At 67.2% G+C, this 22,828-nt stretch carries 22 protein-coding genes and 2 pseudogenes; 14 read left to right on the top strand and 10 right to left on the bottom strand.

The genetic code is table 11. The annotated features are described in order from the left end of the window. Positions 1-54: 54 nt before the first annotated feature. The 3 genes from ACFHW0_RS26240 to ACFHW0_RS26230 are packed head-to-tail and all read right to left on the bottom strand — an operon-like array spanning position 55 to position 3,118. Positions 55-864 carry a carbohydrate ABC transporter permease gene (locus ACFHW0_RS26240; RefSeq protein WP_416611760.1) on the bottom strand — a complete coding sequence of 270 codons (810 nt, stop codon included), beginning with the start codon at positions 862-864 and terminating at the stop codon, positions 55-57. Between the two features lie 4 nt (positions 865-868). After that, complete coding sequence (locus tag ACFHW0_RS26235; protein WP_416611758.1) at positions 869-1,753, bottom strand: carbohydrate ABC transporter permease; 885 nt, start codon at positions 1,751-1,753, stop codon at positions 869-871. Positions 1,754-1,810: 57 nt separating this feature from the next. Beyond that, on the bottom strand, positions 1,811-3,118 hold the full coding sequence (locus tag ACFHW0_RS26230; RefSeq protein ID WP_416611756.1) for an ABC transporter substrate-binding protein: 1,308 nt from the start codon (positions 3,116-3,118) through the stop codon (positions 1,811-1,813). A gap of 263 nt (positions 3,119-3,381) precedes the next feature. On the opposite strand from ACFHW0_RS26230, the gene ACFHW0_RS26225 reads away from it, so the two are divergent. Continuing rightward, complete coding sequence (locus ACFHW0_RS26225; RefSeq protein ID WP_416611754.1) at positions 3,382-4,410, top strand: LacI family DNA-binding transcriptional regulator; 1,029 nt, start codon at positions 3,382-3,384, stop codon at positions 4,408-4,410. Positions 4,411-4,461: 51 nt separating this feature from the next. Here the strand turns inward: ACFHW0_RS26225 and ACFHW0_RS26220 are convergent, their stop codons facing one another. From ACFHW0_RS26220 to ACFHW0_RS26210, 3 genes are all read right to left on the bottom strand, one after another. Continuing rightward, positions 4,462-6,234 carry an adenylyl cyclase gene (locus ACFHW0_RS26220; RefSeq protein WP_416611752.1) on the bottom strand — a complete coding sequence of 591 codons (1,773 nt, stop codon included), beginning with the start codon at positions 6,232-6,234 and terminating at the stop codon, positions 4,462-4,464. Positions 6,235-6,549: 315 nt separating this feature from the next. After that, the gene (locus ACFHW0_RS26215) at positions 6,550-7,449 is read right to left on the bottom strand and encodes a LysR family transcriptional regulator (protein WP_416611750.1); all 900 of its coding nucleotides are present in this window, start codon (positions 7,447-7,449) and stop codon (positions 6,550-6,552) included. Between the two features lie 699 nt (positions 7,450-8,148). After that, positions 8,149-8,931 (bottom strand): MBL fold metallo-hydrolase, encoded by a 783-nt coding sequence (locus ACFHW0_RS26210; RefSeq protein ID WP_416611748.1) that lies wholly within the window; start codon positions 8,929-8,931, stop codon positions 8,149-8,151. A gap of 293 nt (positions 8,932-9,224) precedes the next feature. On the opposite strand from ACFHW0_RS26210, the gene ACFHW0_RS26205 reads away from it, so the two are divergent. From ACFHW0_RS26205 to ACFHW0_RS26185, 5 genes and pseudogenes are all read left to right on the top strand, one after another. Continuing rightward, on the top strand, positions 9,225-9,776 hold the full coding sequence (locus ACFHW0_RS26205; protein ID WP_416611746.1) for a hypothetical protein: 552 nt from the start codon (positions 9,225-9,227) through the stop codon (positions 9,774-9,776). Beyond that, entirely contained in the window at positions 9,671-10,093 is a 423-nt protein-coding gene (locus tag ACFHW0_RS26200) for a phosphotransferase family protein (protein WP_416611769.1), read from the top strand. Before ACFHW0_RS26205 ends, ACFHW0_RS26200 begins: the two co-directional genes overlap by 106 nt. A 1,071-nt stretch (positions 10,094-11,164) precedes the next feature. Beyond that, positions 11,165-12,292, top strand: a complete 1,128-nt coding sequence (locus tag ACFHW0_RS26195) for a hypothetical protein (RefSeq protein WP_416611744.1) — start codon at positions 11,165-11,167, stop codon at positions 12,290-12,292. Between the two features lie 178 nt (positions 12,293-12,470). Continuing rightward, positions 12,471-13,238, top strand: a pseudogene (locus ACFHW0_RS26190) (DUF5753 domain-containing protein). After that, on the top strand, positions 13,235-13,429 hold the full coding sequence (locus ACFHW0_RS26185; protein WP_416611742.1) for a DUF397 domain-containing protein: 195 nt from the start codon (positions 13,235-13,237) through the stop codon (positions 13,427-13,429). The pseudogene ACFHW0_RS26190 and the gene ACFHW0_RS26185 overlap by 4 nt, the downstream one beginning before the upstream one ends. A gap of 418 nt (positions 13,430-13,847) precedes the next feature. On the opposite strand, the gene ACFHW0_RS26180 is transcribed toward ACFHW0_RS26185, so the two are convergent. Next, entirely contained in the window at positions 13,848-14,081 is a 234-nt protein-coding gene (locus ACFHW0_RS26180; RefSeq protein ID WP_416611741.1) for a hypothetical protein, read from the bottom strand. Positions 14,082-14,607: 526 nt separating this feature from the next. On the opposite strand from ACFHW0_RS26180, the gene ACFHW0_RS26175 reads away from it, so the two are divergent. From ACFHW0_RS26175 to ACFHW0_RS26155, 5 genes and pseudogenes are all read left to right on the top strand, one after another. Beyond that, on the top strand, positions 14,608-15,057 hold the full coding sequence (locus ACFHW0_RS26175; RefSeq protein WP_416611739.1) for a hypothetical protein: 450 nt from the start codon (positions 14,608-14,610) through the stop codon (positions 15,055-15,057). Further along, on the top strand, positions 15,050-15,826 hold the full coding sequence (locus ACFHW0_RS26170) for a transposase (RefSeq protein WP_416611737.1): 777 nt from the start codon (positions 15,050-15,052) through the stop codon (positions 15,824-15,826). Before ACFHW0_RS26175 ends, ACFHW0_RS26170 begins: the two co-directional genes overlap by 8 nt. After that, positions 15,801-16,406 carry an IS3 family transposase gene (locus ACFHW0_RS26165; RefSeq protein ID WP_416611735.1) on the top strand — a complete coding sequence of 202 codons (606 nt, stop codon included), beginning with the start codon at positions 15,801-15,803 and terminating at the stop codon, positions 16,404-16,406. The genes ACFHW0_RS26170 and ACFHW0_RS26165 overlap by 26 nt, the downstream gene beginning before the upstream one ends. Positions 16,407-16,443: 37 nt before the next feature. Beyond that, positions 16,444-16,743: a transposase gene (locus tag ACFHW0_RS26160; protein WP_416611733.1), complete on the top strand. Its 300-nt coding sequence runs from the start codon at positions 16,444-16,446 to the stop codon at positions 16,741-16,743. A gap of 29 nt (positions 16,744-16,772) precedes the next feature. Further along, positions 16,773-17,718, top strand: a pseudogene (locus tag ACFHW0_RS26155) (IS701 family transposase); the annotation flags it as partial. Positions 17,719-17,935: 217 nt separating this feature from the next. Here ACFHW0_RS26155 and ACFHW0_RS26150 read toward each other — a convergent pair. Continuing rightward, positions 17,936-19,444: a cellulase family glycosylhydrolase gene (locus ACFHW0_RS26150; RefSeq protein ID WP_416611731.1), complete on the bottom strand. Its 1,509-nt coding sequence runs from the start codon at positions 19,442-19,444 to the stop codon at positions 17,936-17,938. Positions 19,445-19,625: 181 nt separating this feature from the next. Between ACFHW0_RS26150 and ACFHW0_RS26145 the strand changes: the two genes are divergently transcribed. Then, positions 19,626-20,864, top strand: coding sequence for an ROK family transcriptional regulator (locus ACFHW0_RS26145; protein WP_416611729.1), 1,239 nt, complete (start codon positions 19,626-19,628; stop codon positions 20,862-20,864). A gap of 227 nt (positions 20,865-21,091) precedes the next feature. Here the strand turns inward: ACFHW0_RS26145 and ACFHW0_RS26140 are convergent, their stop codons facing one another. After that, complete coding sequence (locus ACFHW0_RS26140; RefSeq protein WP_416611727.1) at positions 21,092-21,670, bottom strand: TetR/AcrR family transcriptional regulator; 579 nt, start codon at positions 21,668-21,670, stop codon at positions 21,092-21,094. Positions 21,671-21,770: 100 nt separating this feature from the next. Between ACFHW0_RS26140 and ACFHW0_RS26135 the strand changes: the two genes are divergently transcribed. Further along, entirely contained in the window at positions 21,771-22,409 is a 639-nt protein-coding gene (locus ACFHW0_RS26135; protein ID WP_416611767.1) for a maleylpyruvate isomerase family mycothiol-dependent enzyme, read from the top strand. A 59-nt stretch (positions 22,410-22,468) separates the two neighbouring features. On the opposite strand, the gene ACFHW0_RS26130 is transcribed toward ACFHW0_RS26135, so the two are convergent. Continuing rightward, positions 22,469-22,612 carry a DUF305 domain-containing protein gene (locus tag ACFHW0_RS26130; protein WP_416611725.1) on the bottom strand — a complete coding sequence of 48 codons (144 nt, stop codon included), beginning with the start codon at positions 22,610-22,612 and terminating at the stop codon, positions 22,469-22,471. On the opposite strand from ACFHW0_RS26130, the gene ACFHW0_RS26125 reads away from it, so the two are divergent. Next, entirely contained in the window at positions 22,587-22,802 is a 216-nt protein-coding gene (locus ACFHW0_RS26125; protein ID WP_416611723.1) for a heterodisulfide reductase-related iron-sulfur binding cluster, read from the top strand. The genes ACFHW0_RS26130 and ACFHW0_RS26125 overlap by 26 nt on opposite strands. Positions 22,803-22,828 lie beyond the last annotated feature (26 nt).

Here is a 22,828-nt window from a genome sequence, read left to right as displayed (position 1 = left end):
ACCGGCGTCTCGTCTCAGCCATGAACCTCTATCCCTCAAGTTCTGGCCTCCACGTTACGAGGGGAAGGGCAGACCGTACTCGACGACGCCGAACTGTCCGGTGAAGTTGAGCAGGCCGACCTGCACGGTGCGCTGTGCGTCGTCGGTGGTGAAGGTCAGAGCGATGAGCAGGTCGTTCCAGAGGAAGAAGAACTGCACGAGCGCGATGGTGAGGATCGAGTTGCGCATCATCGGGAAGCCGATGGAGACGAACGAGCGGATGATGCTCGCGCCGTCCATGGTCGCGGCTTCGAAGACCGACTTGGGAATGGCCCGAAAGTAGGTGGCCATCATGAAGACGGTCAGCGGCAGGCCGGTGGCAGTGTAAGTGATGATCAGCGGCCACAGGGTTCCGGTCAGGTGCAACTGGAAGTAGACGCTGAACAGCGGCAGCAGGATCATCTGGCCGGGGATCATGATGCCGGCCAGGAACAGCAGCAGGGTGGTCTGCCGCCCTCTCCAGACCAGAACCTCGAGGGCGAACCCGGCGGCGGTGCCGAACGCGATGATCAGCGCGAGGGCGGGCAGCACGGTCAGCAGCGAGTTCTGCAGGTATGTGGCGACTGACGACCATGCCTGCGAGTAGTTGTCGAAGTTGGTGAAGCTGTCTGGCAACGCGGTGGTGGAACCGTTGAGGAACTCGTCCTGGGTCTTGAAGGAGCCCAGGAACAGCCAGACCAGCGGGTAGACCACCACGATGAGCAGTAGTGCGACGCAGGCGTAGCCAGGCAGCCTGCTCAGTGACCGCTTACGGTTACGGGAGAGGCGCGCGGACCGTGCGGGCGGGGCAGGTTGGCTCGCCGTCCGGTCGGTGATAAGTGCCATGTGTCTACCCCTGCGCCAGGTCGCGGCGGGTCGCGCGGAAGATGAAGACGGTAACCAGCAGGCACACGACGGTCAGCGTGAGCGCGATCGTCGAACCGTAGCCGTAGTCGCCGTAGGCGAACGAGGTCTGGTACATGTACAGCGTCAGCGGGGTGGTGGCGCTGCCCGGCCCTCCGCCGGTGAGGGCGTATATGGAGTCGAAGGCTTTCAGCGTGCCGTTGATGCTGAACACCAGAGACGACACCAGGACGGGCATTGACAGCGGAACGATGATGCTGCGGATCAGCCGCCAGGTGCTCGCGCCGTCCATTGCGGCGGCCTCCATCATCTCGTCGGGGATGTCGAGCAGGCCGGCATAGAGCAGGACAGCGTAGAAGCCCATCGAGCGCCAGATGTCCATCAGCGCGACCACGAGGAAGGCGTTACCCGGCGTGGCGAACCAGTCGACACCGGTGCCACCGGCCGCTTCGATCATCGCGTTGACCGGGCCGGTCTGCGGGGCGTACTCGAAGAACTTCTGGAACAGCAGGGCCACCGCGACGGTAGGCAGGATCACCGGGAAGAAGACGAGGGTCCGTACGATGGAACCGGCCCGGCGGAGGAAGAACACGTAGAGCAGGGCCAGCAGGTATCCGACGAGTACCTGCCCGACGGTGATGACCGCTGCGTACTTGACGGTGAACCACAGCGAGTCCGGCATGGCCGGATCGTCGAGCAGTTTACCGAAGTTGGCACCGCCGGCCCAGGTGAAGCCGGTGATGACGCTGCCGGTGAAGAACGTGTAGCCGAGCGACCAGAGCATCGGTACCAGCATGATCAGGGAGTAGACCAGCAAGGCCGGTCCGAGAAGGATGGCGACCGACCGCCGGTCACCCAGGACGCTGTGCATCAGCTCGCCTTTCTGCTCGCGGAGGCCCGCCGTGGACGGGCCTCCGCGAGATGGTGATCAGCTCAGGTTGGTGCTTACCGTCTGCATGAACTTCTCGCCGGTCAGCTGGCCTGCGGCGAGCAGGCCGCCGTTGCCCTGGCTGACGGTGGTGGCCTTGGCGGGGAAATATGCCTCGAACCACAGCACGCTGGTCTGGACCTTTCCGATCTCATCCTGGATCTGCTTGGTCAGCGCGGGTACCTGGACGCTGCCGTCGGTGGCGAAGCCGCTGATCTGGTTGGAGTCGCGCAACGCCACCATGCCGTAGTTCTCGACGATGCACTTGACCCAGGCCTGGGTCTTCGGGTCGTTGTCGTAGGCCTTCTTGGACACCGCGACGGCAGTGCCGACGTTGGCAGGCATCTGGTCGGCGCTACCGGCGCCGCCGGCGACCGTTGGGAACTTGAGGAAGCCGATGTTGTCCGCGCCGATCTGGTTCTTGGCGGTGTCGTTGAAGTCCGACAGCGCCCAGGAGCCCATGTAGATGAACGCGGCCTTGCCGGTGAGGAAGGTGTTCAGCGCGGTGGCGTAGTCGATCGAGGTGGGCGACTTGCCGAAGTAGCCGGCTTTGCCGAGCGCGGCGATGGCGTCGGCTGCTGCCACGTACTGCGGGTCGGTGAGCTTCGCCTGGCCGTCGGCGACCTTCTTCAGCGCGTCGGGGCCCTGCTGGCGCAGGATGTAATTGCCGACCCAGCGGGTGACGCCCCAGCCGTCACCGCCCTTGCCTGCCTGTGAGATGGGTTGGATACCGGCGCCCTGCAGCTTGGCGAACGCCGCGACAAGCTCTTCCCAGGTGGTGGGGGTGGTGATGCCGTTGTCGGTAAGGAGCTTCTTGTTGTACCAGATTCCCTCGATGTTGAGCTCGGTGGGCAGGACGAGCTGCTGACCGTCGAAGAGCGCCTTGATCGTCGAGGACGCTGCCGGTAGCACACCGGTCGAGATCGGGGCGGTGTCGAGCACCGAGCCGTTGTCGGCGAGCTGCTTGGTCAGCGACGGAGCGTTCGCGGCGATGAACGTCTGCGGTAGGGCGCCCTGTCCGGCGAGTAGCTGCAGTTGCTGGTCGAGGCTTCCCTGGGCCTGCTTCTTGATCTCCAGCGGTTGCGCCGTGTTCTGGGTGGCGCACTCCTTCTGGCTCAGGGTGGTCAGCGTGGTCGGGACGGTGGTGTTCTCGTTGATTGCGAGGAACGTGAAGTTCTTCGCTGAGGTGCCGCTTGAATCGCTGCCACCCTCTCCTCCGCCACAGGCCGCAGTGGTCAGGACGAGCGCGAGGGCGCCGAGCGCCGCCGCAGCGTGGACGGGACGGGTCCGTCGGTTTGTGGATGCCACAGGTCCTCCTTGACGACTGCGGGATGGCTTCACTTTGAAGCGTCTAAAGCTTCGAGGTGCCCGGCGGGGCCGTCAAGAAGGTCATGCTGATACCTGCCATTGACAGGTTGGATACACCGCGTTCATCTGCGGATGCGCGAATTTGTAACGATTCAACACGACAGCGACACGCGCAACCAGAGGTCATCGGTTGCCGTCCAACCCCGCCCTCCGGGGGGTGCCCGGCCGGCTATGAGCTGAAGCGTCTGGCATACCCTCGATCCATGGCGCGAATCGAGGATGTCGCCGCGCATGCGAAGGTGTCGGTCGGCACCGTCAGTAATGTGCTCAACCGCCCACACTCCGTGACAGCCAAGACTCGCGACCGGGTCATCGCCGCCATCGCCGACCTCGGCTACCGGCCCAACGAGGCGGCCCGGTCCCTGGCCGCAGGGCGCAGCCGCACCATCGGGCTGATCGTCCCGGACATCACCAACCCGTTCTTCGCCGACCTCGCTCGCGGCGCCGAGCAGGTCGCCGACCAGCGCGACATCGTGGTCATGCTGTACAACAGCGGCGAATCCACCGAACGCGAACAGGGATACTACGGCCGGCTCGAGACCCAGCTTGTGCAGGGTGTGCTTGTCAGCCCGGTCGACGTGGCCGGAACCGGGGTCGAGGGTCTGGTGCGGCGCGGCACCCCGGTGACCCTGCTGGACCGTGGTTCGGGCAGGCACGGTCTGTGCGGTGTGTCAGTCGATGACCACACCGGTGGTCGGCTCGCCGGGCGCCACCTCGCCGAGCAGGGATACCGCAGGCTGGTGTACGTGGGCGGCCCTCTGTCGGTGCCGCAGGTGGCTGCCCGGCTTGCCGGCGCCCGGGAGGCCGCGCAGGCTGCCGGCGCGACGATCGAGGTCGTGGAGACCACGGCCGTCAACGTCGTGGAGGGCCGCGCCGCGGGGTGGGCGATCGCCGACCGCTGCGCCGACCGGCGGCCGGACGCGGTCTTCTGCGCCAATGACCTGCTCGCCCTCGGCGTACTTCAGGCAGTCATCCGGAGAGGGCTGCGAGTTCCCGCCGATCTGGCGATCGTCGGTTACGACGACATCGAGTACGCGGCGGCGGCGGCCGTCCCACTGACGTCGGTACGCCAGCCCCGGTCCGAGCTCGGCCGGGTCGCCGCCGAGTTGCTGTTCGATGAGATCGACAACCCGCGACGACACCAGCATCGGCAGGTGGTCTTCCAGCCGGAACTGGTGCCTCGTCAATCCAGTGGCGTCAGCACGACCCGGACGGCCCCCGATCGCATATAACGATCGAGGGCCCTCCGCCGTCGTTGGGCGCCGCTCAGCGCCGGTCAGTGATCAGCTCGGATAGGACGCCAGTCGGGCCGCCGCCGTGAAGCCGGGGACGACCTGGTTGGGCTGGGTCGAGTCCACGGCCGCGCCAGTGGTGTTGACGATATGCCGGATGCCACCCTCGAAGGCGATCACTGCGGTCGTCATCGACGTGAACCGGACGCTGGCCCGCCGGGGCGCCTCAATGGAGGTCCAGGCGTGCACCGGTGTGCCGGCGAAGGTGGAGTCGAGGAACAGGGTGTAGATCGCGGTTCCGGTAGCTGAGTGGGTGGTCACGCTGGGCGCGACCTTGTAGGAGGCGTAACCCTCCTTGGTCCCGTCCATCCACGTGGCCTGGTTCGGCGGATCGTACGGGAACTCGCTCTGGTAGAAGATCGTCCTGCCGCGCTCGCCGTTCCAGATGACCTGGTTCTTCTGGTGGTGCTCGACGAACAGGCCGAGGGCGGTCACGTCGACGCCGTTGACGACGAGCCCGGTGTCGCTCGTGTTGTTCGTCCAGCCCACCCCGCTGCCGTGGTCGGCACGCCAGAGCCAGTTGTCATCGAGGATGACCTTGCTCTGGTTGACCTCCAATGCGATCTTGCTCGATCCGGCCTGGGCGCCGCCAATCCGGACGAAGAGATCGCTCAGCGTGGTCGGGTTCGTGGCGTCGCCGATGGTGTTGGCGTTGCCCGTGCCGACCTTGACCAGGACGTTGCTGCCAGGGCTGGCGTCAACGAGCAGACTGGAGATGACAACGCCCTTGACATCGCCGACCTCGATGGCGGCCTGTCCGCCGGTGGGTGCCAGAGTCGCGTAACCCATGCCCATGATGACCGTGTCGGCCCGGGTCACAGTGACGGGACGGTCGAGGCGGTAGATGCCCGGGGTGAGGATGAGATGTTTGCCGGAGGCCAGTGCGTTGTTGATCGTCGCGGCGGTGTCGGTGGCGGCCTTCGCGATGTGAAAGCGGGAGATGGGAATGCTGGTGCCCGCGGTGCTGTCGGTCGCCCAGTTCACACCGGAGGCGTTGGTGCGCACCTTCGGCACGAAGACCGAGTAGGTGTCGCCACTCAGAGTGAGGAACGGAGCCGGCCTGGACGTCGGGGTGGCCGCCAGCGTGGTGATACCACGGCCGGTGAAGTCGCTCGCCGGCGCGCCCTGGACGCCGGAGAACACCAGATCTGCCGAGCCGCCGCTCCAGCTGCCGATCTGGCTGTCGCGCACGAAGTACTGTGCCTGGCCGGGGCCGGCGTCACCGCCGCTGTTGACGTTGCCGCTGATGCGGCTGTCCGCCATCGTGGCGCCGAAGAGCGTGGCCCCGTAGGCGCCGTTCAGATCCAGGTTGCCCTGGATGTCGACCCGGCGCAACGAGGACGCCTGAGAGGTCGCCCAGCGCATGGTGTGAGCCGGCGCGACGCCTTCCGGCCTGGGCCGCTGGGCGTCTGCGCCCACCGGGCGCTGGATGGGGTTGATCGAGATGTTGGCCAACGACCGGTAGAAGTTGGTCAGGCCGTCAGAGGATCCGTCGGCGTTCTGACGCGGCTCGGAGTGCAGCGCGCCGTTGATCTTGACGCTGGTGGGCGAGGCTCCCAGTCCCGCGATCGAGGTGTAGTAGCCGACCTCGCTGTTGACGATGCCGGTGGCGGTTGCGGGATTGTCCTGGCCAGCGGCACTGCCGTAGACGCCGGGCTTGAAATACACCGCGTGCCGGTTGGCGCTGAACTCCGAGTTGACCGAGATGCTCTGCAAGTACGAGTTGATCTCAGCGACCGGCGTACCCACGTCGAAGATCTTCACGTTCGGACCGAAGTCAGGAGTGGTCGCGGCCCATGCCGACGGGGTCGGGCCGGCGACCGCGAAAGCGCCGGCGGATGCGAGGACAGCGAGGAAGGCGCCCCCCGTTCTGCGGCCGATGCTGGTTGAGGTTGTCAAGTGGTGTTGTCGACGTGGTCGCATGGGGCCTCCTCGGTTCCCGCGGCGTACCCGCGCGGTAGCTGCGGGTGGGGACGGCGCGCGGGCGTGCCGTCACCGTGCCTGAGGGGCAGGGCGTCAGAGAAGACGAGATTGTTTATGCGATGTATCCGTCGTGTTAATACACGAAGGCCGTCGCGGTCATTGCTGGATCTGGATGGCCGCGTCGGCGAAGCACTGACGCAGCCATTGATGTGCCCGGTCGTTGCCGTGTCCCGGATGCCACCACATCGCTTCGACGATCGGCGCAGTCGGGAACGGGCAGTCCACCATCCGCACCTGTCCGGCGGCCGCCATCGCTGCCCCGAGCTGTCGTTGCACCAGGGCTACCCGGTCCGTGCCGGCAATCAGAGCGGGCAGCACGGTGTAGCTTTCGACGACCAGCCGCGCGTCGAGATCGATGCCGTGGGTGCGCAGTTCCCGGGCGGCAGTGGTGATTGCCGTCCCGTCGTGGTAAGTCAGCACCCAGGACCGGCGGGCCAGATCTTCCCCGGTCAGCTCGGCGTCTGTGGCAGCGTCCACCAGGCACGCCCACTCGTCCTGGTACAGGTTGCGGTGTGGCAGCCCGGTGACGATGCCGTGCGGCAGCACCAGCAGGTCGACCTCGCGCAACTCCTCGGCGGCTTGATCGACGTTGTGCCGGGTGGTGGGCTGGACATGCAATCGCACACGCGGCGCCCGCTGGTCGATCAGCGCCGCTACGGCGGCGCCGAGAACAGTCAGGGCGTAATCGGACATGATCACGGTGAAGGTGCGCCGCGACAGCGCCGGATCGAAGTCGGGTTGGGCACCGAGGACCTGATCGGCGGCCGCGACCGCGTGAGCGGTCGGCGCGGCAAGCCGAGCCGCGAGCGGGGTGAGCTGATAGCTGTGTCCGACCCGGGCAAGCAGGTCGTCGCCGAAATGACGGCGTAGCCGGGCCAGAGCCGAGCTCATCGCAGGCTGGCTGATCTGCAGTCGCTCGGCAGCCCGGGTGACGCTGCACTCGGTGAGCAGCGCGTCGAGCGCGGTCAACATGTTGAGATCGGCATGGCGGGCCATCGTGGGACAACTCCGTTCCGTGACGACTGGCCGGACTGGCGCAAGCCCTGTGGCGTCCGTCGGCCTGCTGCGGCGGCAGGTGACAGACTCAGTCACGCGACCTCGCTGGTCGGTGAGGTCATGATGGTCTCGTACTCGATACGGGTCAACCGGAACAGTGAGGTGACCCCTATCGGCCGGATACCCGCAGGATCCGGTGCGCGCCGCGTTCGGCGAGGTGATGCGGCCCGCGCTGGCAGTGCGGGCATCGGCGGTGATCACGAGGCCCGGCGGGCGGCGAGCGCCGTCGCCTACCGGAAACTCCTAAGCGGCCGGGCGGCAGCGGCGGATCGGTGCGGCGCCGGCCGCCTTCCCAAGTGAGGGCGGCGGCCATCCGCGCGGCCAGCTCCGGCCAGTCGCGAGCCAGCGCCTTGTCTCTGTCGGCCATCCGTCACGGGCTGGCGAGCCGCGGCTTCTCGTAGTGCGATGGGCAGGTGAGGCGGGCACCGGGGGAGTACCGTCGCGAGTCCGGTGCCCTGCTGGGCGCGATCGCCGTCGGCCTGGCTACGAGCCGGCGGCGCTCACCAGCGGCGACTATTGGCACCACCAGCAACGCCGCGAACCGCATCCGGCCGCTCGCGACGTCGACTTTCAGACCGAACTTCTCGATGCGCTGGCCGACTACACCGCGACGACGCTGGAATGAACACGGTGGCTCCGTCATTGCCACACCGGCATCCAGCTCGACCTACCGGCCGCCGGTCGAACAGAGGGCGATGTCGACTCGCTGGTCGGGATCGCCGTTGACCGTTGGTTTGATCGGCGCTTCCGCAGCTGTGCGCCACGGCATGCCGGCCACCACTGCTGTTGCCCGGCGACCGCATCTTCGGTCGGCTCGGTCGGCACCCCGGGCACGAGTGCCAGGTAACGCTGCCCGCGGCATGTCGCTTCGGCTCGTACCCGCTCGACCGGTTCGGTCCAGCTGTGTGGCGCGAGGCTGAACCGTCCCCAGTGCATCGGAATCATCAGCTCACCGCGCACCAGTGCGTTCGCTTCGACGGCGAGCTCCGGGCTCAGATGGGTGTCCGGCCATTTCGGGTCGTACTGCCCGGAGTCGATCAGGGGCACGTCGAACGGGCCGAGGCGTTGCCCGATCTGCGCGAGATCGGCGAAGTACCCGGTGTCGCCTGAGTACCACACCCGGTGCTGCGGGCCCCGCAACGCCCACCCCGACCACAGGGTTTCGTTGCTGCGCAGCGGGTCCCGGGCGGATGAGTGCCGGGCAGGTGTGGGAACGAGCTCCACGGAGCCGACAGTGACACTCTCCCACCAGTCGAGCTCACGAATCCGGTCCGCCGGGATACCCCACCGCTCCAGGTGCGCCCCTATCCCGAGTGGCACCACGAACGTGGTGGCTGACCAGCCTGCCATGGCTTTGACCGTCGGATAGTCGAGGTGATCCCAGTGGTCATGCGAGATGAGCACGACATACTGAGGGCGCACGCAGGCTGATGTAAAGGCCTGCATTCATGATTGCTTATTGGTAAGGCGCCTGTCGGTGGCAGCAGGTCGTGGATCTTTCGCGGTGGTGCCGCGCTGCCGCGACTCGCCGCTCCTGTCCCGCTCGGTCATTGCCGTCTCGGTGCGACCTTTCGTCCGTGCCCTCCCGGACCGCAACGACCTGGTCGAACACACTTTTGGTCTGGGCACCACGAGCCCCAGCCCGCCTGTCGGCTGCGTCATCCTCGATGGCCGTGGTGTGGCTGTCGGTGCCTGGCCGAGGGGAGGATGGTCGCGTGCGTGAGGAAGAGGCGATCGACGCGGTGAAGTTGGCTGCCATCGGAGCGGGCCTTCCGGCTCACGACGCTAGCGTGGTGCGTGTGGGCGAGAACGGTGTGGTCCTGCTGCCTAGCGCTGGTGTGCTGGCGCGAGTGGTGCCAAGGGCGGCCAAGGGGAGCGACCCCCGTCGGGAGATCGACATTGCTGCCTGGTTCGCCTCGCGCCAGGTGCCTGTCGTTCACCCCGCACGGCCGGAGCCATTAATCGTCGGACAGTACGTGGTGTCGCTGTGGGAGTACCTGGCCGATAGCCGGCCGGCCGACTTGGTCACCCTAGCCAAGTGTCTGCGTCGGCTACACGCGGTTGCCATCCCGGAAAAATCCTTGCCTATTTTGTCGCCGTTTGACAGGTTCGAAGAGCGTTACGGACGAGCGCCTGCCTCGATGCTAGCGACCGCACTTTTCTGCGCCAACTCCGCGATCATCTCTCGGGCCGGTGGGCCACTGCGGAATTCACGCTCGGCGAGGCAGTGCTGCACGGCGACGCGCATATGGAGAATCTCCTGGTGACGGCAGACGGCCGAGAAGCATTCGTGGATCTGGAGACAGTGTGTATCGGACCGCCGGAATGGGATCTGACCCTGACGGCCCTTTATTACGAGTGTGGGTGGTTCTCCGATAAGGAGTACGTTGACTTCGTTCAGACGTATGAATTCGATGTCCGCCTGAGCCCGTCGTGGTCAGAACTGCGACTGGCTCGCATGCTGCGGATGACTCTATGGCTGGCTCAGTCAGCGGACAATGATCTGCAACGGCAGCGTCAGATAAGGCATCGTATCGACACGTTGCGAGACGAAACCGCTCCTGCCGGCTGGACGGGCTATTAAATCTGTGAGCGCACAGCCTCCGCTACGTGCGCCCGCGCCGCCTCCCACTCACCTACAAGGTCTGTCTCCGGATCTGTGTTCGCGAGGATGGAGCCAAGGGCGCAGAGGTCATCCCGTAGCCGGCTGGAGTGGACGTCCCGTGCGTCTGCCAAGCCAGCCTGTATCGATTTCAATCCATCGGCGAAATTGCCGCTGCGCACCTGGAGGCGGGCGATCCGGATCATGGTGAGAGCCCGCGATCTGGCAGCTTCCATCGGATGGTGGGAGTACGCGGACTGCAATCGATTGAGAAGTGTGTCCGCCTGCTGACATCGGCGTAGTAGCCCCAAACTGGATCTTCCGGCCCATCCAACCCGCTGGCAGCGAACTCCTCATCGCATAAAGCGACCGCGCGTATGCAAGCTGCCCCGTCATGGCTTCTTGCATAGGCGCGAGCCTCCACGATCCGAACCGCCGCACGTCCCAGCGGAGGGATTTTCCGCCAATCTGAGTGGACGAGGCCAATCACATTAAGAGCGTCCGAGACCTGCCCGACGTAAGTGAGGTGCCTGCTCAAGGTGGTGGCGGTGTGTGCCCGCTGCTGCATGTCCTCGGCTTCGCTGGCCATCTGGATCGCCATAGCGAGGTATCGCTGGGCTGTGCTGGGTCTATCGCCTGAATCGAAGCATGCCCATCCGGCAAGGTCAGAAAGTCGTGCTGCCGTCGATAGCCAGGTTCGGCGTACTGTTTCCGTTGCCGACGCCTGGCGGGCGACCCGGCATGCCCATTCGAGTTGTCCGGCCATCGCTGCACGGGCGAGTCCACCATCGTGCTGGTGGTCCCACTCTTCGAACAGGGTGATGCTGCGTTGCAGCGCCTCGACATGAGGCGACTCGATTCTGGCCGGTGCCTGCAATTCCGATCCGGATGTCCGCGGTCCCGGAAGCTGAGCAAGGGCACCTGGCAGCTTGCCTAACCATGCAGCCGTCACTCCACCTTTTGCTAAGAAAAGGGTTCTTCTCCATGCCCAACAGTGCCACGACAACAAGACCAACGAATCGAACGCAACAACTCCGAGCATGCGAGAGATGCATGGGCGTCGACAGCGTTGCCGTTCTCACCCGATGGCTCACCGACCCCGGCAGCCGCGGATTCGACCTCAACCGCCTGGTCGTGCTCACCAGCATGACCGGCGACGAGCACGCCGCAACCGGCCAGCTCATGACCACCCACGTCCTACCGCTACTGCGGGCCCACCAGGTGCGCGACGTCCAGCTCTCCCGCGCCGGACAGAGCACCACCGCCGGCTACGCCGTCCTCGACGACAGTGTCACCCCGATGGTCATGAAGATGCGCGGACCGTGGCGACTGTCCGACGAACTGCGCGCTACCGCGACCGTCCCCCAGGTCGCGCACGGCCGCCGGCTGTGCTCCATCCGCGCCAAGGGCGAACCCCTCGACGCCTGGATCCGCGACAACATCGGCCCCGGCTACACCCACGTCCTCGGCTTCTCCGCCGACGAGCAACGCCGCATCGACCGCGACACCAACTACACCCGCAACGCCCGCCGCCCCTACCACCCCCTCGCCGCGTGGGGCTGGGACCGCGCCCGCGCGCGCTGGACTTCTCCGCGACACCTACAGGTGCGGTGGCAGCGCAGCTGCTGCACCTACTGCCCGTTCGCGCTGTCCAACCCCACCGAGCTCGCCGACCGGTGGCGCCACGAGCCGGCCGCCGGCGCCGAAGCCCTCGCCCTCGAACACACAGCACTGGCCTGCAACCCACGATCAGCGTTGTTCGGCCGCACCAGCGCCCACCAGTTCACCGCCGCCCACGGTCTCACCACCGTCCTACGCCACGCCGCCAACAGGCGCGCGAACGCCGCGTGGAACCTGCTGGAGATCCGCCGCGTGTACACCGCACGCACCGGAACACCCGAGCGCAAAGGCACCGCCTGGCGCAGCGTGCGTCGCCTCGCCACCGGCGACCACGCCGCGCTACGCGCCGAACTGGACCACCGCGCTGCCGCCGCCGGGACCGCCGTCGCCGTCGACGACCTCGGCATACCGCGCGTCTGGCTGCAACGCGCCGCCCCGCCCTACCCAGCCGTCGAGCACCTGCTTGCGCTCACCACCATCGGCCCGCTCGACAAGGCCCGCCCCGGCTTCGACCGGCTCTGGCACTCCCTGACCGACCAACAGCAACTCGCTCTGTTCTGAAGCCAGCCCCAGGAGTGCCGATGTCCACCCCTGCCACCGGCCACAGCCGCCGGCCGACCGTCTGGCCCGCCGACACGGGAGCGGGTCCGCATTACGACACCTTGCCCAGAGTGACGGGATCAGTACACGACGTTGGTTTATTGTCGGCGACGTTCGGGACGTCCATGATGGAGGCGGAATGAACCACGCACTTCAATTGGCCATGGCCAAGGCCCGCGAGACGGCCGAGAGTCTGGCCGCTCAGACCGGGGTCGACCCGAAGACCGCAGCGCGGTGGACCTCCCCGGGACGCGTGCCTCAGCCGCGCCGACGCGCCACGGTGGCCGCCATCCTTGGTTGGGACGTCGGGGACCTATGGCCCGATGTCCTGAAGCGACGCGAGCCGCAGTGGCTGCGGGCGTGGGTCGACTGGGAGCGGGAGGCGGTCGGCCTGCGGTGGTTCGAGCACGCCTGGGTGCCCGGCCTGCTTTAGACCGAGGCGTACGCGCGGGCCACCCTACGCGGTGAGGCGTTGACACCGTCCGAGGTCGACGACAGCGTGGCGTCCCGCATCGAGCGGCGCGGCATCCTGCACCGGGAGCGCCCACCCCTGCTGGTCGCCGTCATGCACGAGCTGGTGCTCTACCAGTCGGCGTACGGCAACCGCGAGCTGATGTGCGAGCAGGTCAACCACCTGGCCGAGTGCGCCGATCTGCCGACCGTCCAGGTGCTCATCGTACCGAGGGACGTCGGCATGTACCCCGGCCTGGGCGGTGGCTTCATCACGGCCGAGCTGCCCAGCGGGGAGCATGTCGCGCACGTCGACAGCCAGGCGCAAGCACAGATAGTTAATGAGGCTGCGGAGGTTGCTACCCTGAATCTCAGGTGGGAGCGCATCAGGAGCGAAGCCCTCTCTCGTACTCAGTCACTGGACCTGATCAGGGAAGCGGCAGGATCATGGACATGACCGGCGCGCAGTGGCGCAAGAGCACCAGGAGCGGCAACAACGGTGGGTCGTGCGTGGAGGTTGCCGACAACCTCCCGGGCGTCGTCCTCGTCCGCGACACCAAGGACCGGGAGGGCGGCACGCTGGCGTTCGCGCCGGGCAACTGGGCGTCGTTCGTCAACCTGGCCAAGCAGATCGGCCCCGTCGGCTGACCCGTCCGCAACGACAGAGAAGGCCCCCCAGCATCGCGCTGAGGGGCCTTCTTCGCGCCAGGGTGGGTGAGTGTAGGGGCCTCAGGAGCGTGTCTGCACGATGAAGTACCACCGGGCGCCGTTCGCGGTGTATGTCATCCTGCATGGCCCCGGCGACGTCCAGGAACTGGTGTAGGTCGGTCTGGCCGCCTCGCAGGCCCAGGGCGTCGGGTAGAGCGGACTCCGGTAGTCCGCCTGGGCGGGCGCGGCCAGGCCGAGCAGCACGGCCGCGGTTACGGTGGCGCCGACGAGCAGGCCACGAACGCGTGGATGACGAAGGGCGTTTGTCAATGTTATCCATTCCGCCGAGCAGGGCGACCGGGACTGCGGACATTCGACGAGGCTCGCCGGCAATCCCGGGCGGTCCCAGCGACTGTCACTACTTGGTGTAGACGATGAACCTGAAGGCCGTGGGACCGACCTTGTAGCAGGGGCCGGGCGCCGTCCAGGACGAGAAGTACGCGGGCCGGGCCGCCTCGCACTTCACCTTCGTCGAGTAGGTCGGTGACACGTACGCCTGCGCGGGGGCTGCCGTCCCGAGCACCAGCCCGCCGGCCACGACGGTGGCGGCGACGAGGCTGCGGACGCGAGGTCGGCGCATGATGTTCGCCATCTCATTCCCTCTCTCAGAGCTCAATCCCTGGTGGAACGAGCGGTACCACCTGTATACAGATCCGACTGCGCCGCTTCTACGTCCCACTTGTATGTCGGTTCTCCGCCCTGGTCGGCGCCGCCGGTCGTCGTCCGCCCCGTTGGAGGGCCGGGCCGCCTCCGCCGGCCTTGCCATGCCCACGCGCCCGGCCCGTGACCACTGCCGAGGACGATTCGTTGCATCGATTGGTGCCGGCTCCCGAGGCGGGCACCGCCCTCCCAGGCCCTTCCTGGTCCCAGCGTTCACCCCCGTTACCTAATGAATCCCGAACGGCCCGCCGTGGTCCGCGGGATGCCTGCCCGTTACCTGGCCTCTGAAGGTCTGCAAAAAAGATCGGCAGCGTGGGCTCGGCGAGCCGTTCGCGTGGTGGTCCGGCTCGCCGAGGACATGCCTGCACACCTCTGGACCGTGTCAGGTCTCGTGCAAGACCGGCGGATCTCGGCGGTGCCGGACCACCTCATGACCTTGGGGAAGGTGTTGATCGTGGTTGGCTGGGTTGGAGCAGATCGGGTGGATCGCCGACGCGCTGGCCGCCGCCGAGGCCGGTCGCCTGATGCCCCGGTCCTTCACCGAGCAGGGCGGTGCGGCCGCGTTCAACCGGCTCTCGTCCGATCCCGAGGTGCCGCACACCACCGTCACGCTCCGCCTGGCGACACCAGGGTTCGGCACCCGCACCGTCGTCGGGGCGCTCCAGCAGGCCGCCGCGTTTCCCGCCCTGATGGCCCTTGCGAACGACGATCCGCTGGCCGCTGCGATCGACGCCGTCTACAACGCCGCGATCGTCCACGGCGACGACCGCGACCACTTCCTCACTGACCCGCGTGCGGGCGGCGGGCCGAGTCGCTCGTACTCCGAGATCATCACCACCGGCTCCGCGGCGCACAGGTCGGGAGAGCGCATTGGTCGTCAGGGTCGGGTAGCTTCGCCGGGTGGTTGATCGAGCGGTCCGACCCGGCGATGTCGCCGCGATGCGATTGTCAGCCGGTGGATTTGGGGCATGCCAGGTCACCGGTGTCGAAGGCCGTGTGACCTCGGCGTACGCGTTGCGCTGGCACTCGGTAGATCGGCCGGGCCTGGACGAACTGCGCGGCGTTGAGCCGCTGACGCTTGACCATCATGCCCACGACGGGCGCCTTGCTCACTTGTCGATTGGCAGCTGGCATGCCGTGCCGCCGGGGTTCACCTGGATCGGAACCCTGCCCGTTCCGGAGGGTGCGCCGGTGTTGTCGAACACGTACTCGGGTTGGCAGTCACTTGCCGACGATGTGGTCAGGCAGCGCCGCTGGGACCGGGAGTTGCCGGAGGCAGTGAGCCACCCCGCTTTCATGGAGCTTCTTGATCATGGTCTGATGGCCGTGGGGAGGAAGTCGTCCGTGGCAGCACCGAAGAAGTACCCCGACGAGCTACGTCAGCGCGCTGTGCGCTTGTATCGCGAGTCGGACCCGAAGCCGGTGATCCGGCGCCTGGCCGAGCAGTTGGGCGTGCATCACGAGGCGTTGCGGAACTGGATCCGGCAGGCCGAGGCTGACGCGGGTGAGCGCCACGACCGGCCGACCAGCGAGATGGCCGAGGAGAACCGCCGGCTGCGTAGGGAAGTCGCTGAGTTGCGTCGGGCGAACGAGATCCTGAAGGCGGCGAGCGCGTATTCGCGGCGGAGCTCGACCCGACCCGGCGACGGTCATGAGGTTCATCCACGAACACCGTGACCAGTTCGCGGTCGCGCTCCTGCTACGGGTCCTCAACATCGGTGCTTCGACCTACTACGCGTGGGTCAAGCAGGTCGAGCAGCCCTGTGACCGGGACGTGGTCGACCTGGGGCTGATCTCGAACATCTACGAGATCTGGGAGACATCGGGGCGCACCTACGGCGCGGACCGGGTCCACCGGCAGCTACGCCGCGACGGCATCTACGTGGGCCGCAAACGCATCGAGCGGCTGATGGCCGACCAGGGCTGGCAGGGGGCGTTCCTGCGTCGAGGCTGGCGCGGCGGCTCCACCCGTCAGGATCCACGGCACACGCCGGCGCCGGATCTGGTCAACCGGCAGTTCACCGCCGACGGGCCGAACCGGCTCTGGGTTGCCGACGCCACCCGCATTCCCTGCGGCGAGGGCGTGTTCTGGCACGCCGCGGTCCGCGACGCGTTCTCCCGCCGGATCGTGGGATGGAAGACCTCCGACCGCTGCGACACCGACCTGATCCTCGCCGCCCTCGAATACGGCATCTGGTCCCGCGACGTCCGCGACGGCCAGTTGATCCACCACTCGGACAGGGGATCGACCGGTTGAATCCGCCAACTACACGTCTTTCCGCTTCGCGGAACGCTTGCAGGACAACGGGCTCCTGCCCTCGATGGGGTCGGTCGGCGACTCGTTCGACAACGCGCTGATGGAGAACTTCTGGTCGACGTTGAAGATCGAACTCGTCTACCGCACGTCCTGGCGGACTCGCGACGAGGCCGAGAACGCGATCTTCGCCTACATCGACGGCTGGTACAACACCCGCCGCATCCAGAAGGAACTGGGCTACCTCAGCCCGAACGAGTACGAGACCGACTGGCACAGCCGCCAGACGAAACCAGCCGTGCCACCTATCGCCACCCCTGCGCCAGCCGGCAGCAGGTAACCACCGCTCCATCAAAGCGGGGGGAACTCATGCCGGAGTCCTGGGACGACACGTGTGTGCCCGGTCCGGACGGCAAGCCCGTGAACGCGCACGCCCGTAGGCTGCGCCGCGAGCCGGTCACCCGCGATCAGGCCGGGGCGAAGAAACCCCATGTGCGACAGCAAGTACCGCCTGCCGAGCAGATCGCGCTGATCCGCCGGCGGCGGGCGGCATCCAAGGTCCCCGACACCGAGCGGTACCGGCCGAAGTGGCTGATGGCCCTGGAGATGCTCGACGAGTTGGCCGAGTGGGGACTACGCCCACCACTGCTGACCGCCGACGCCGGCTACGGCCAGGTCGCCGAGTTCCGTCAGGGCCTGACCGAACGCGGCATCGGCTACATCGTGGCAACCACGTCGTCCACCACCGCGCAACCCGGACGCCCAACCCGTCGAGGTGCCCTACGCCGGAGTTGGCCCGCATCCCACACCGCGCTACCCCCACCCGGCCCGCAGCCCGAAAGACCTCGCTCTCGCCCACGGCGCCGACGCCACGACTTTGGTGCGCTGGCGTGCCCGGCTACCCGCACCCGAGCGCACCCCGGACCGGCCCGCCGGTGAGCTGTCCGGACACTTCTTCGCCCTGCGGGTGCGTCCCGCCGGCCGAGTGATCCAACGCGGACCCCACCGCGGCGACGACGGAGTCCTTCCCGAACGCTGGCTGCTCGTGCAATGGCCCCCCGACCAGGACGAACCCAGCGACTACTGACTGTCCGACCAGCCCGCCGACACACCCCTGACCGAGCTGGTCCGCCTGGCCAAGAGCCGCTGGCGCGTCGAGCACGACTACCGCGAACTCAAAACCGCCCTCGGCCTCGACCACTTCGAAGGCCGCTCCTGGATCGGCTGGCACCGCCACGTCACCCTCGCCTCGGCCGCCCAACTGTTCCTCACCCAACTGAGGCTGGCACGCCCAAAAGCAGTGGGGCGAACCTGAGCCTGTACGCCGTCCTCCGCGAACTGCAGTACCTACTCGTGACCTGGCTCGGGTTCTGCCCCCTCTGCCGCCAACTCGTCCCAACCTAACGAAGCACTACTAAGGCAACGCCGGACCGAGCGCCGTCGGGGCGGCACGCGGTCCATCGCGTTCGTAAGCGTCGAGGTGAGGCGGTGACCCCAGCCCTCAGATAGGCCGGGGTCACCGCGGAATCCAGTCAGACGTACGGGCTCTGAGCCAACAGGTGGGCTTTGTAGCCTTCGCCGATGCCGGGTTCCGGGGTGCCGGCCCAGTCCCGGATGAGCACGGCGCCGCTGGTGCAGCCCCATGGGTTCCAGGTCCAGGCCAGGTAGCCCATGTTGTGGGCGTCGGCCCAGTCCACCAGCCGTTGCATGTAGTCGAAGTCGCAGTTGTCCTGGCCGAACTCACCGATGACGACCGGCACCTGCTGAGCGAGGGGGGCGATCTGGGTGTCCCAGCAGGTCTCGCTCGCGCAGGCGTTGAAGCTGTAGGCGTGCCAGGAGGCGGCGATGTTGTTCAGCGGGTCGTTCGGCATGTAAGCCAGCCATTCCCGCATGTCGTTCGTCCACTCCAGACCGCCGACCATGAGCAGGTTGGTGGCGCCGGTGGCACGGACGGCGTCAACGAGGTCCTGCATGCCGGCTGCCTCGTAGGGAAGGCCGGCGCAGGTGCCGCCGTCGCGCAGGCACTGCCAGCCCAGGGTCTTGTCCCATTCGGCGGGCATGTCCGGATACGGCTCGTTGAACAGGTCGAAGACGACGGCGTCGTTGCCTTTGAAGGTGTTGGCGACGCCGGTCCAGAACTGCGGGGCATACCGCGCGTCGGGCATCGGTTTCTGGCAGACCGCGGCTTCGTCCTTGCAGTGCCAGTCCGGGCTGTTGGTGTAGGCGCCCCAGGTCCAGTGCAGGTCGAGGATGACGTTGATGCCGTTGGCGACGAGCAGGTTCACGTAATCCTTGACACCCTGCTGGTAGGTGGCGCCGCTGGGGGTGCCGTTGACGCCCAGCCAGCACTCCTCGTTGAGCGGAATGCGCACGGCGTGAATGTTCCAGGTTTTCATCGCATCCACGGATGCCTGATCGACCGGCCCGCCATCCCACATGCCCTTGCCCTGTACGCAGGCGAACTCGCCGCTGGAACGGCTCACACCAAGCAGCCGGTACGCTCTGCCGTCCGCGGTGACGATCTTGTTGCCGGACACCTTGAGATTGGGTGCCGGACCGCCGGGTGGGGGCGTTGTGGAGGTGGGCGATGGGCTGGCGCTCGTCGGGCTTGCGGTCGGTGTGGTCACCGAGCCGGTGCAGGTGGTGCCGTTGAGTGCGAACGACGCCGGTACCGGGTTGGCGTCGCTCCACGAGCCGACGAACCCGATCGAGGTGGACGCGCCGGTGCTTAGTGACCCGTTCCAGCTAATGCTGGCCGCGGAGACGCGGGCTCCGGACTGTGTCCAGGTCGCGCTCCAGCCCTGCGTGACGCGCTGGTTGGCGATCGGAAAGTCGAACGTGAGAGTCCAGCTCGACATCGGGTCGCCGAGGTTGGTGATGGCGACGTTGGCGGTGAACCCGCTGGACCACTGGCTCTGCACCGTGTACGCGACCGAGCAACCGGATGCGGCCGCCGAGGCGGGAAGGGTTGCCGTTGCGATGCCACCCAGTACCAGCGCGCCGGCGGCACCGGCGGCCAGTAGTGCATGACGGTGTTTCATTGGATCTCCTCGTGGGTCGTGAGGGATCGATGGGAGCGCTGTCGACATCGTTTATTAGTTCACTTACGAAAGTCAATACCTGCAATGGCGAGGCTATGCGCGGCGTGAGAGGCGACCGGAGCGTCCCGGTACGGGAAAAGTAAAGTAGCCTGGAAAAGGTGACGGACTGGAGGAGGAGGCCGTGGCGACCAGCCCGATCTGGGCCAGCCGGCCGAAGACACGCGGTCTTGTCCTGGATTTGATCCGGTCGGCGCGCACGATCACCCGGATCGAGCTCGCCGAGGCGACGGGCCTGACCGGAGCCACGATCTCCGAGGTCGTGCGCGAGCTGATGGGTGACGGCTTGGTCGTCGAGGCTGGCCGAGGTGCGCCGACCGGCGGCAAGCCACGCACGCTGGTCCAGCTCAACCCGCTGGCCCGCTACGGCGTCGGAGTCCAACTCGAGCGCAACACCTGCGTCATCGTCGTGGTCGACCTGGCCGGCCGGCAGGTGGCCCGCACCTCGTTCCAGGGCGTGGCGTTGATGCCACCGGAACGGGCGCTGCCGCTGGTGGCCGCCCAGGTGGACGCGCTGCTGGCCACGGCTGCCGTCGATCGCGAGAAGGTGCTGGGACTCGGCCTGGTCAGTTACGGCCCGCAGGACCGGCGCGTGGGTGTGCTGCTGACGCCGCAGCCCACCGACGAATGGCTCGACTACCCGGTCGCGCGGCGGCTTTCGGAGAGCCTCGGCATGCCCGTCCTGCTCGACAACGACGCCGCGGCGGCGGCCATCGGCGAGTACTGGATGGGCGCGGTGGACCCGCGCAGCACATACGGCTGCATCTACATGGCCACCGGTATTGGCGGTGGGGTCGTGGTCGCTGGTGAGGTCTATCGGGGCAGCTCTTCCAACAGCGTGGAGATCGGCCACATCTCGATCGACGTCAACGGCGACGAGTGCCCGTGTGGCAACGTCGGTTGCCTGGAAAACTACGCCGGCCCGTCGGCTCTGGTCCGGCAGGCTCTGGCGACGCCGGGGCTCGCCCAGCGGCTGGCGCTCGACCCGGCCGAAGCAGATTTCCTCACCGAATTCGCGCGCGTCGCGGCCGCGGCGAACGCCGGCGATCCCGCCGCCCGGGGGCTGGTCGAGCGTTCGGCCCGCTATCTCGGTTCTGCCGCCGTCACCATGGCGAGCCTGTTCGACGTGGACGCGATCGTGCTGGCCGGGCCGAGCTTCGCTGTTGCCGGCTCGATCTACCAGGCGGTGATCCAGCAGGAGGTGGACCGCCGCACGTTCGCCCGGCGGGCCCATCCGGTGCGGGTCGTACCGTCGGTCAACGGGTCCGACGCGGCGGCGATTGGCGGCGCGGTCCTCGTCCTGCAAAATCAGCTGACCCTCGGTCATCCTCGCCAGGACGCACGACCGGTGCCCGCCTCGTGACCTTCACCGGTGCCCGTTCGGCGGGCCGCTGCCCGCCTTGGTTACCTCCTCCGGGGTCGATGTCGGTCGCTCCAGGCGGGCGATGATTCGGGCGATCGCGGACTTGCCTGATCCTGACCCGACGACCAGCGCCACCGTGCGAACATCACCCACCGTCACGTCCGGCAGCAACGACATTGCCCGGACTCACACCGACCCCAACCTCGCGCCCGACACAACCTGGTCCTTCAAGGTCTGTAGCCAGCGGTCCGGCTCTCCAGTTCGCGTTCCATGCCGAGCAGCAACAGGTTGAGCCCGTCGTGGAACAGCCTGTCGCGTAGGAGAGTGTCAGCCACGGAGTCCTCCGAGGCGAGGGCAGACATGGTCCACCGTGCGGCGGCTTCGATCATTCGTTGCGCTGGTTCGCGCGGGACTCCGAGCCGGATGAGAGCTGCCAGCTCCGGTGGCTCGAAGTTGCTGTTCCTGAGCCCTGTGTCCTTCATGCGGGCGTGGTCGACCACGGTACGGGCCAAGCCCGGGTGGAGGCGGTAGAGGTCGCGCAGGAGTACGACATCCCTCCGCAGTGCGGCTACCCATTCGGCCAGCGTCGTGACTTGGTCGTACGCCCCCTCGGGCCGGTTGAGTGATCTGAAGGCCTCGGCGGAGATTAGGTCCAGAAGGGCGGCCTTGCCGTGCACGTGGTGGTAGAGGGTCGGCGCCTGGATGCCGAGTGCGCCGGCAAGGTTACGCATCGAAAGCTTGGCGACGCCGTCGGTGCGAACGATCTCCATTGCGGCGGCGACGACGTCGCTTCGGGTGAGGCCCACCGGCCGCCGGGAAGAACCGTGGGGTGCGGAGGTGGGTGGGCTGTCGCGGGAGGAAGTTCGCACGCCTTCACTCTACCAGTGTTAGAGTGAAGGCGTGGACATGGCACGGGAAGAAATCCAGGACCTGACCATGGTCGAACGCGACCGGCTGGTCGCCGACCTGGGCTCCCTCGCCGACGAGGCGTGGCAGATTGCGAGCCTGTGTGCGGGCTGGACGGTGCGCGACCTGACCGCGCACCTGCTGATGCCCTACGAGATCTCAGCCCTCTCGCTGCTCGGTCGGCTGGCACGCGCGCGGTTCCGCTTCGACCAGGTCGCCGACGAGTGGGCGCGCCGTGACTCGCGGACACCCGACCAACTGCTCACCGCACTGAACTCCATCGACGGCAAGCGCTTCGGCACACCGGGTATCTCCCAGGTCACCGGCTTGAGCCATCTCGTCGCTCACAAGGCGGACCTCTACCGGCCTCTCGGCCTCGACCACGTCGTCGGGCCCACCGTCGGCGTGATCGTTCTCAACGAGCTGGTCGGCCGTGGCCGCGGTAGCCTCGCCGACGGCATCCTCGACGGACGCCGGTTCACCGCTTCGGACCTCGACTGGAGCTATGGCACGGGCGAGCAGGTGGCCGGCCCCGCTTCCGCCCTCATTACCACCTTGCTGGGACGCGATGCAGCCCTCGGAGAGCTGTCCGGGCCCGGCGTCCCAGGCGTCGTCGGCCAGTTGAGGCGCGCGGCTTAGTACTTCGACGTACGGCGGTTGGCCGTAGTGGATTCGGCGCGCACCGGCCGGTTCCGTGGTCAGTACCGGTCGAGAATGTCCTTCACCTGCGCGATCTCTTCCTGCTGCGACTGGACAACCTGGTCGCAGAGTCGCACGATCCCCGGATCGGTGATCTGGGACTCGTGGCACACCAGGATGGCACGGGAATGGTGCGGGATCATGGAGGTGGTCTTTCCCGAGGGGCAGACCTGCTGCGGCCAGATGCACGTCAACACCGGCTACCCCGGACGACGCGCTGCGCCTGGTCCGCCGGCACGTCCGCACGTTCGCACGTTCGCACCGTACGACGTGGTGGTGGCGCCGTCCGGCTCGTGTGTGTGGGTTCGGTGCGGCACCAGCACGCCGTGGTGACCCGCCGGGCGGGTGACGAGAGATCG

The sequence above is a fragment of the Micromonospora sp. LOL_025 genome, from assembly GCF_048060285.1.
In the GTDB taxonomy this organism is placed as follows: Bacteria; Actinomycetota; Actinomycetes; order Mycobacteriales; family Micromonosporaceae; genus Micromonospora.
Note: the sequence above shows the minus strand (reverse complement) of the source record. Positions and strands in the feature narration are given on the sequence as shown.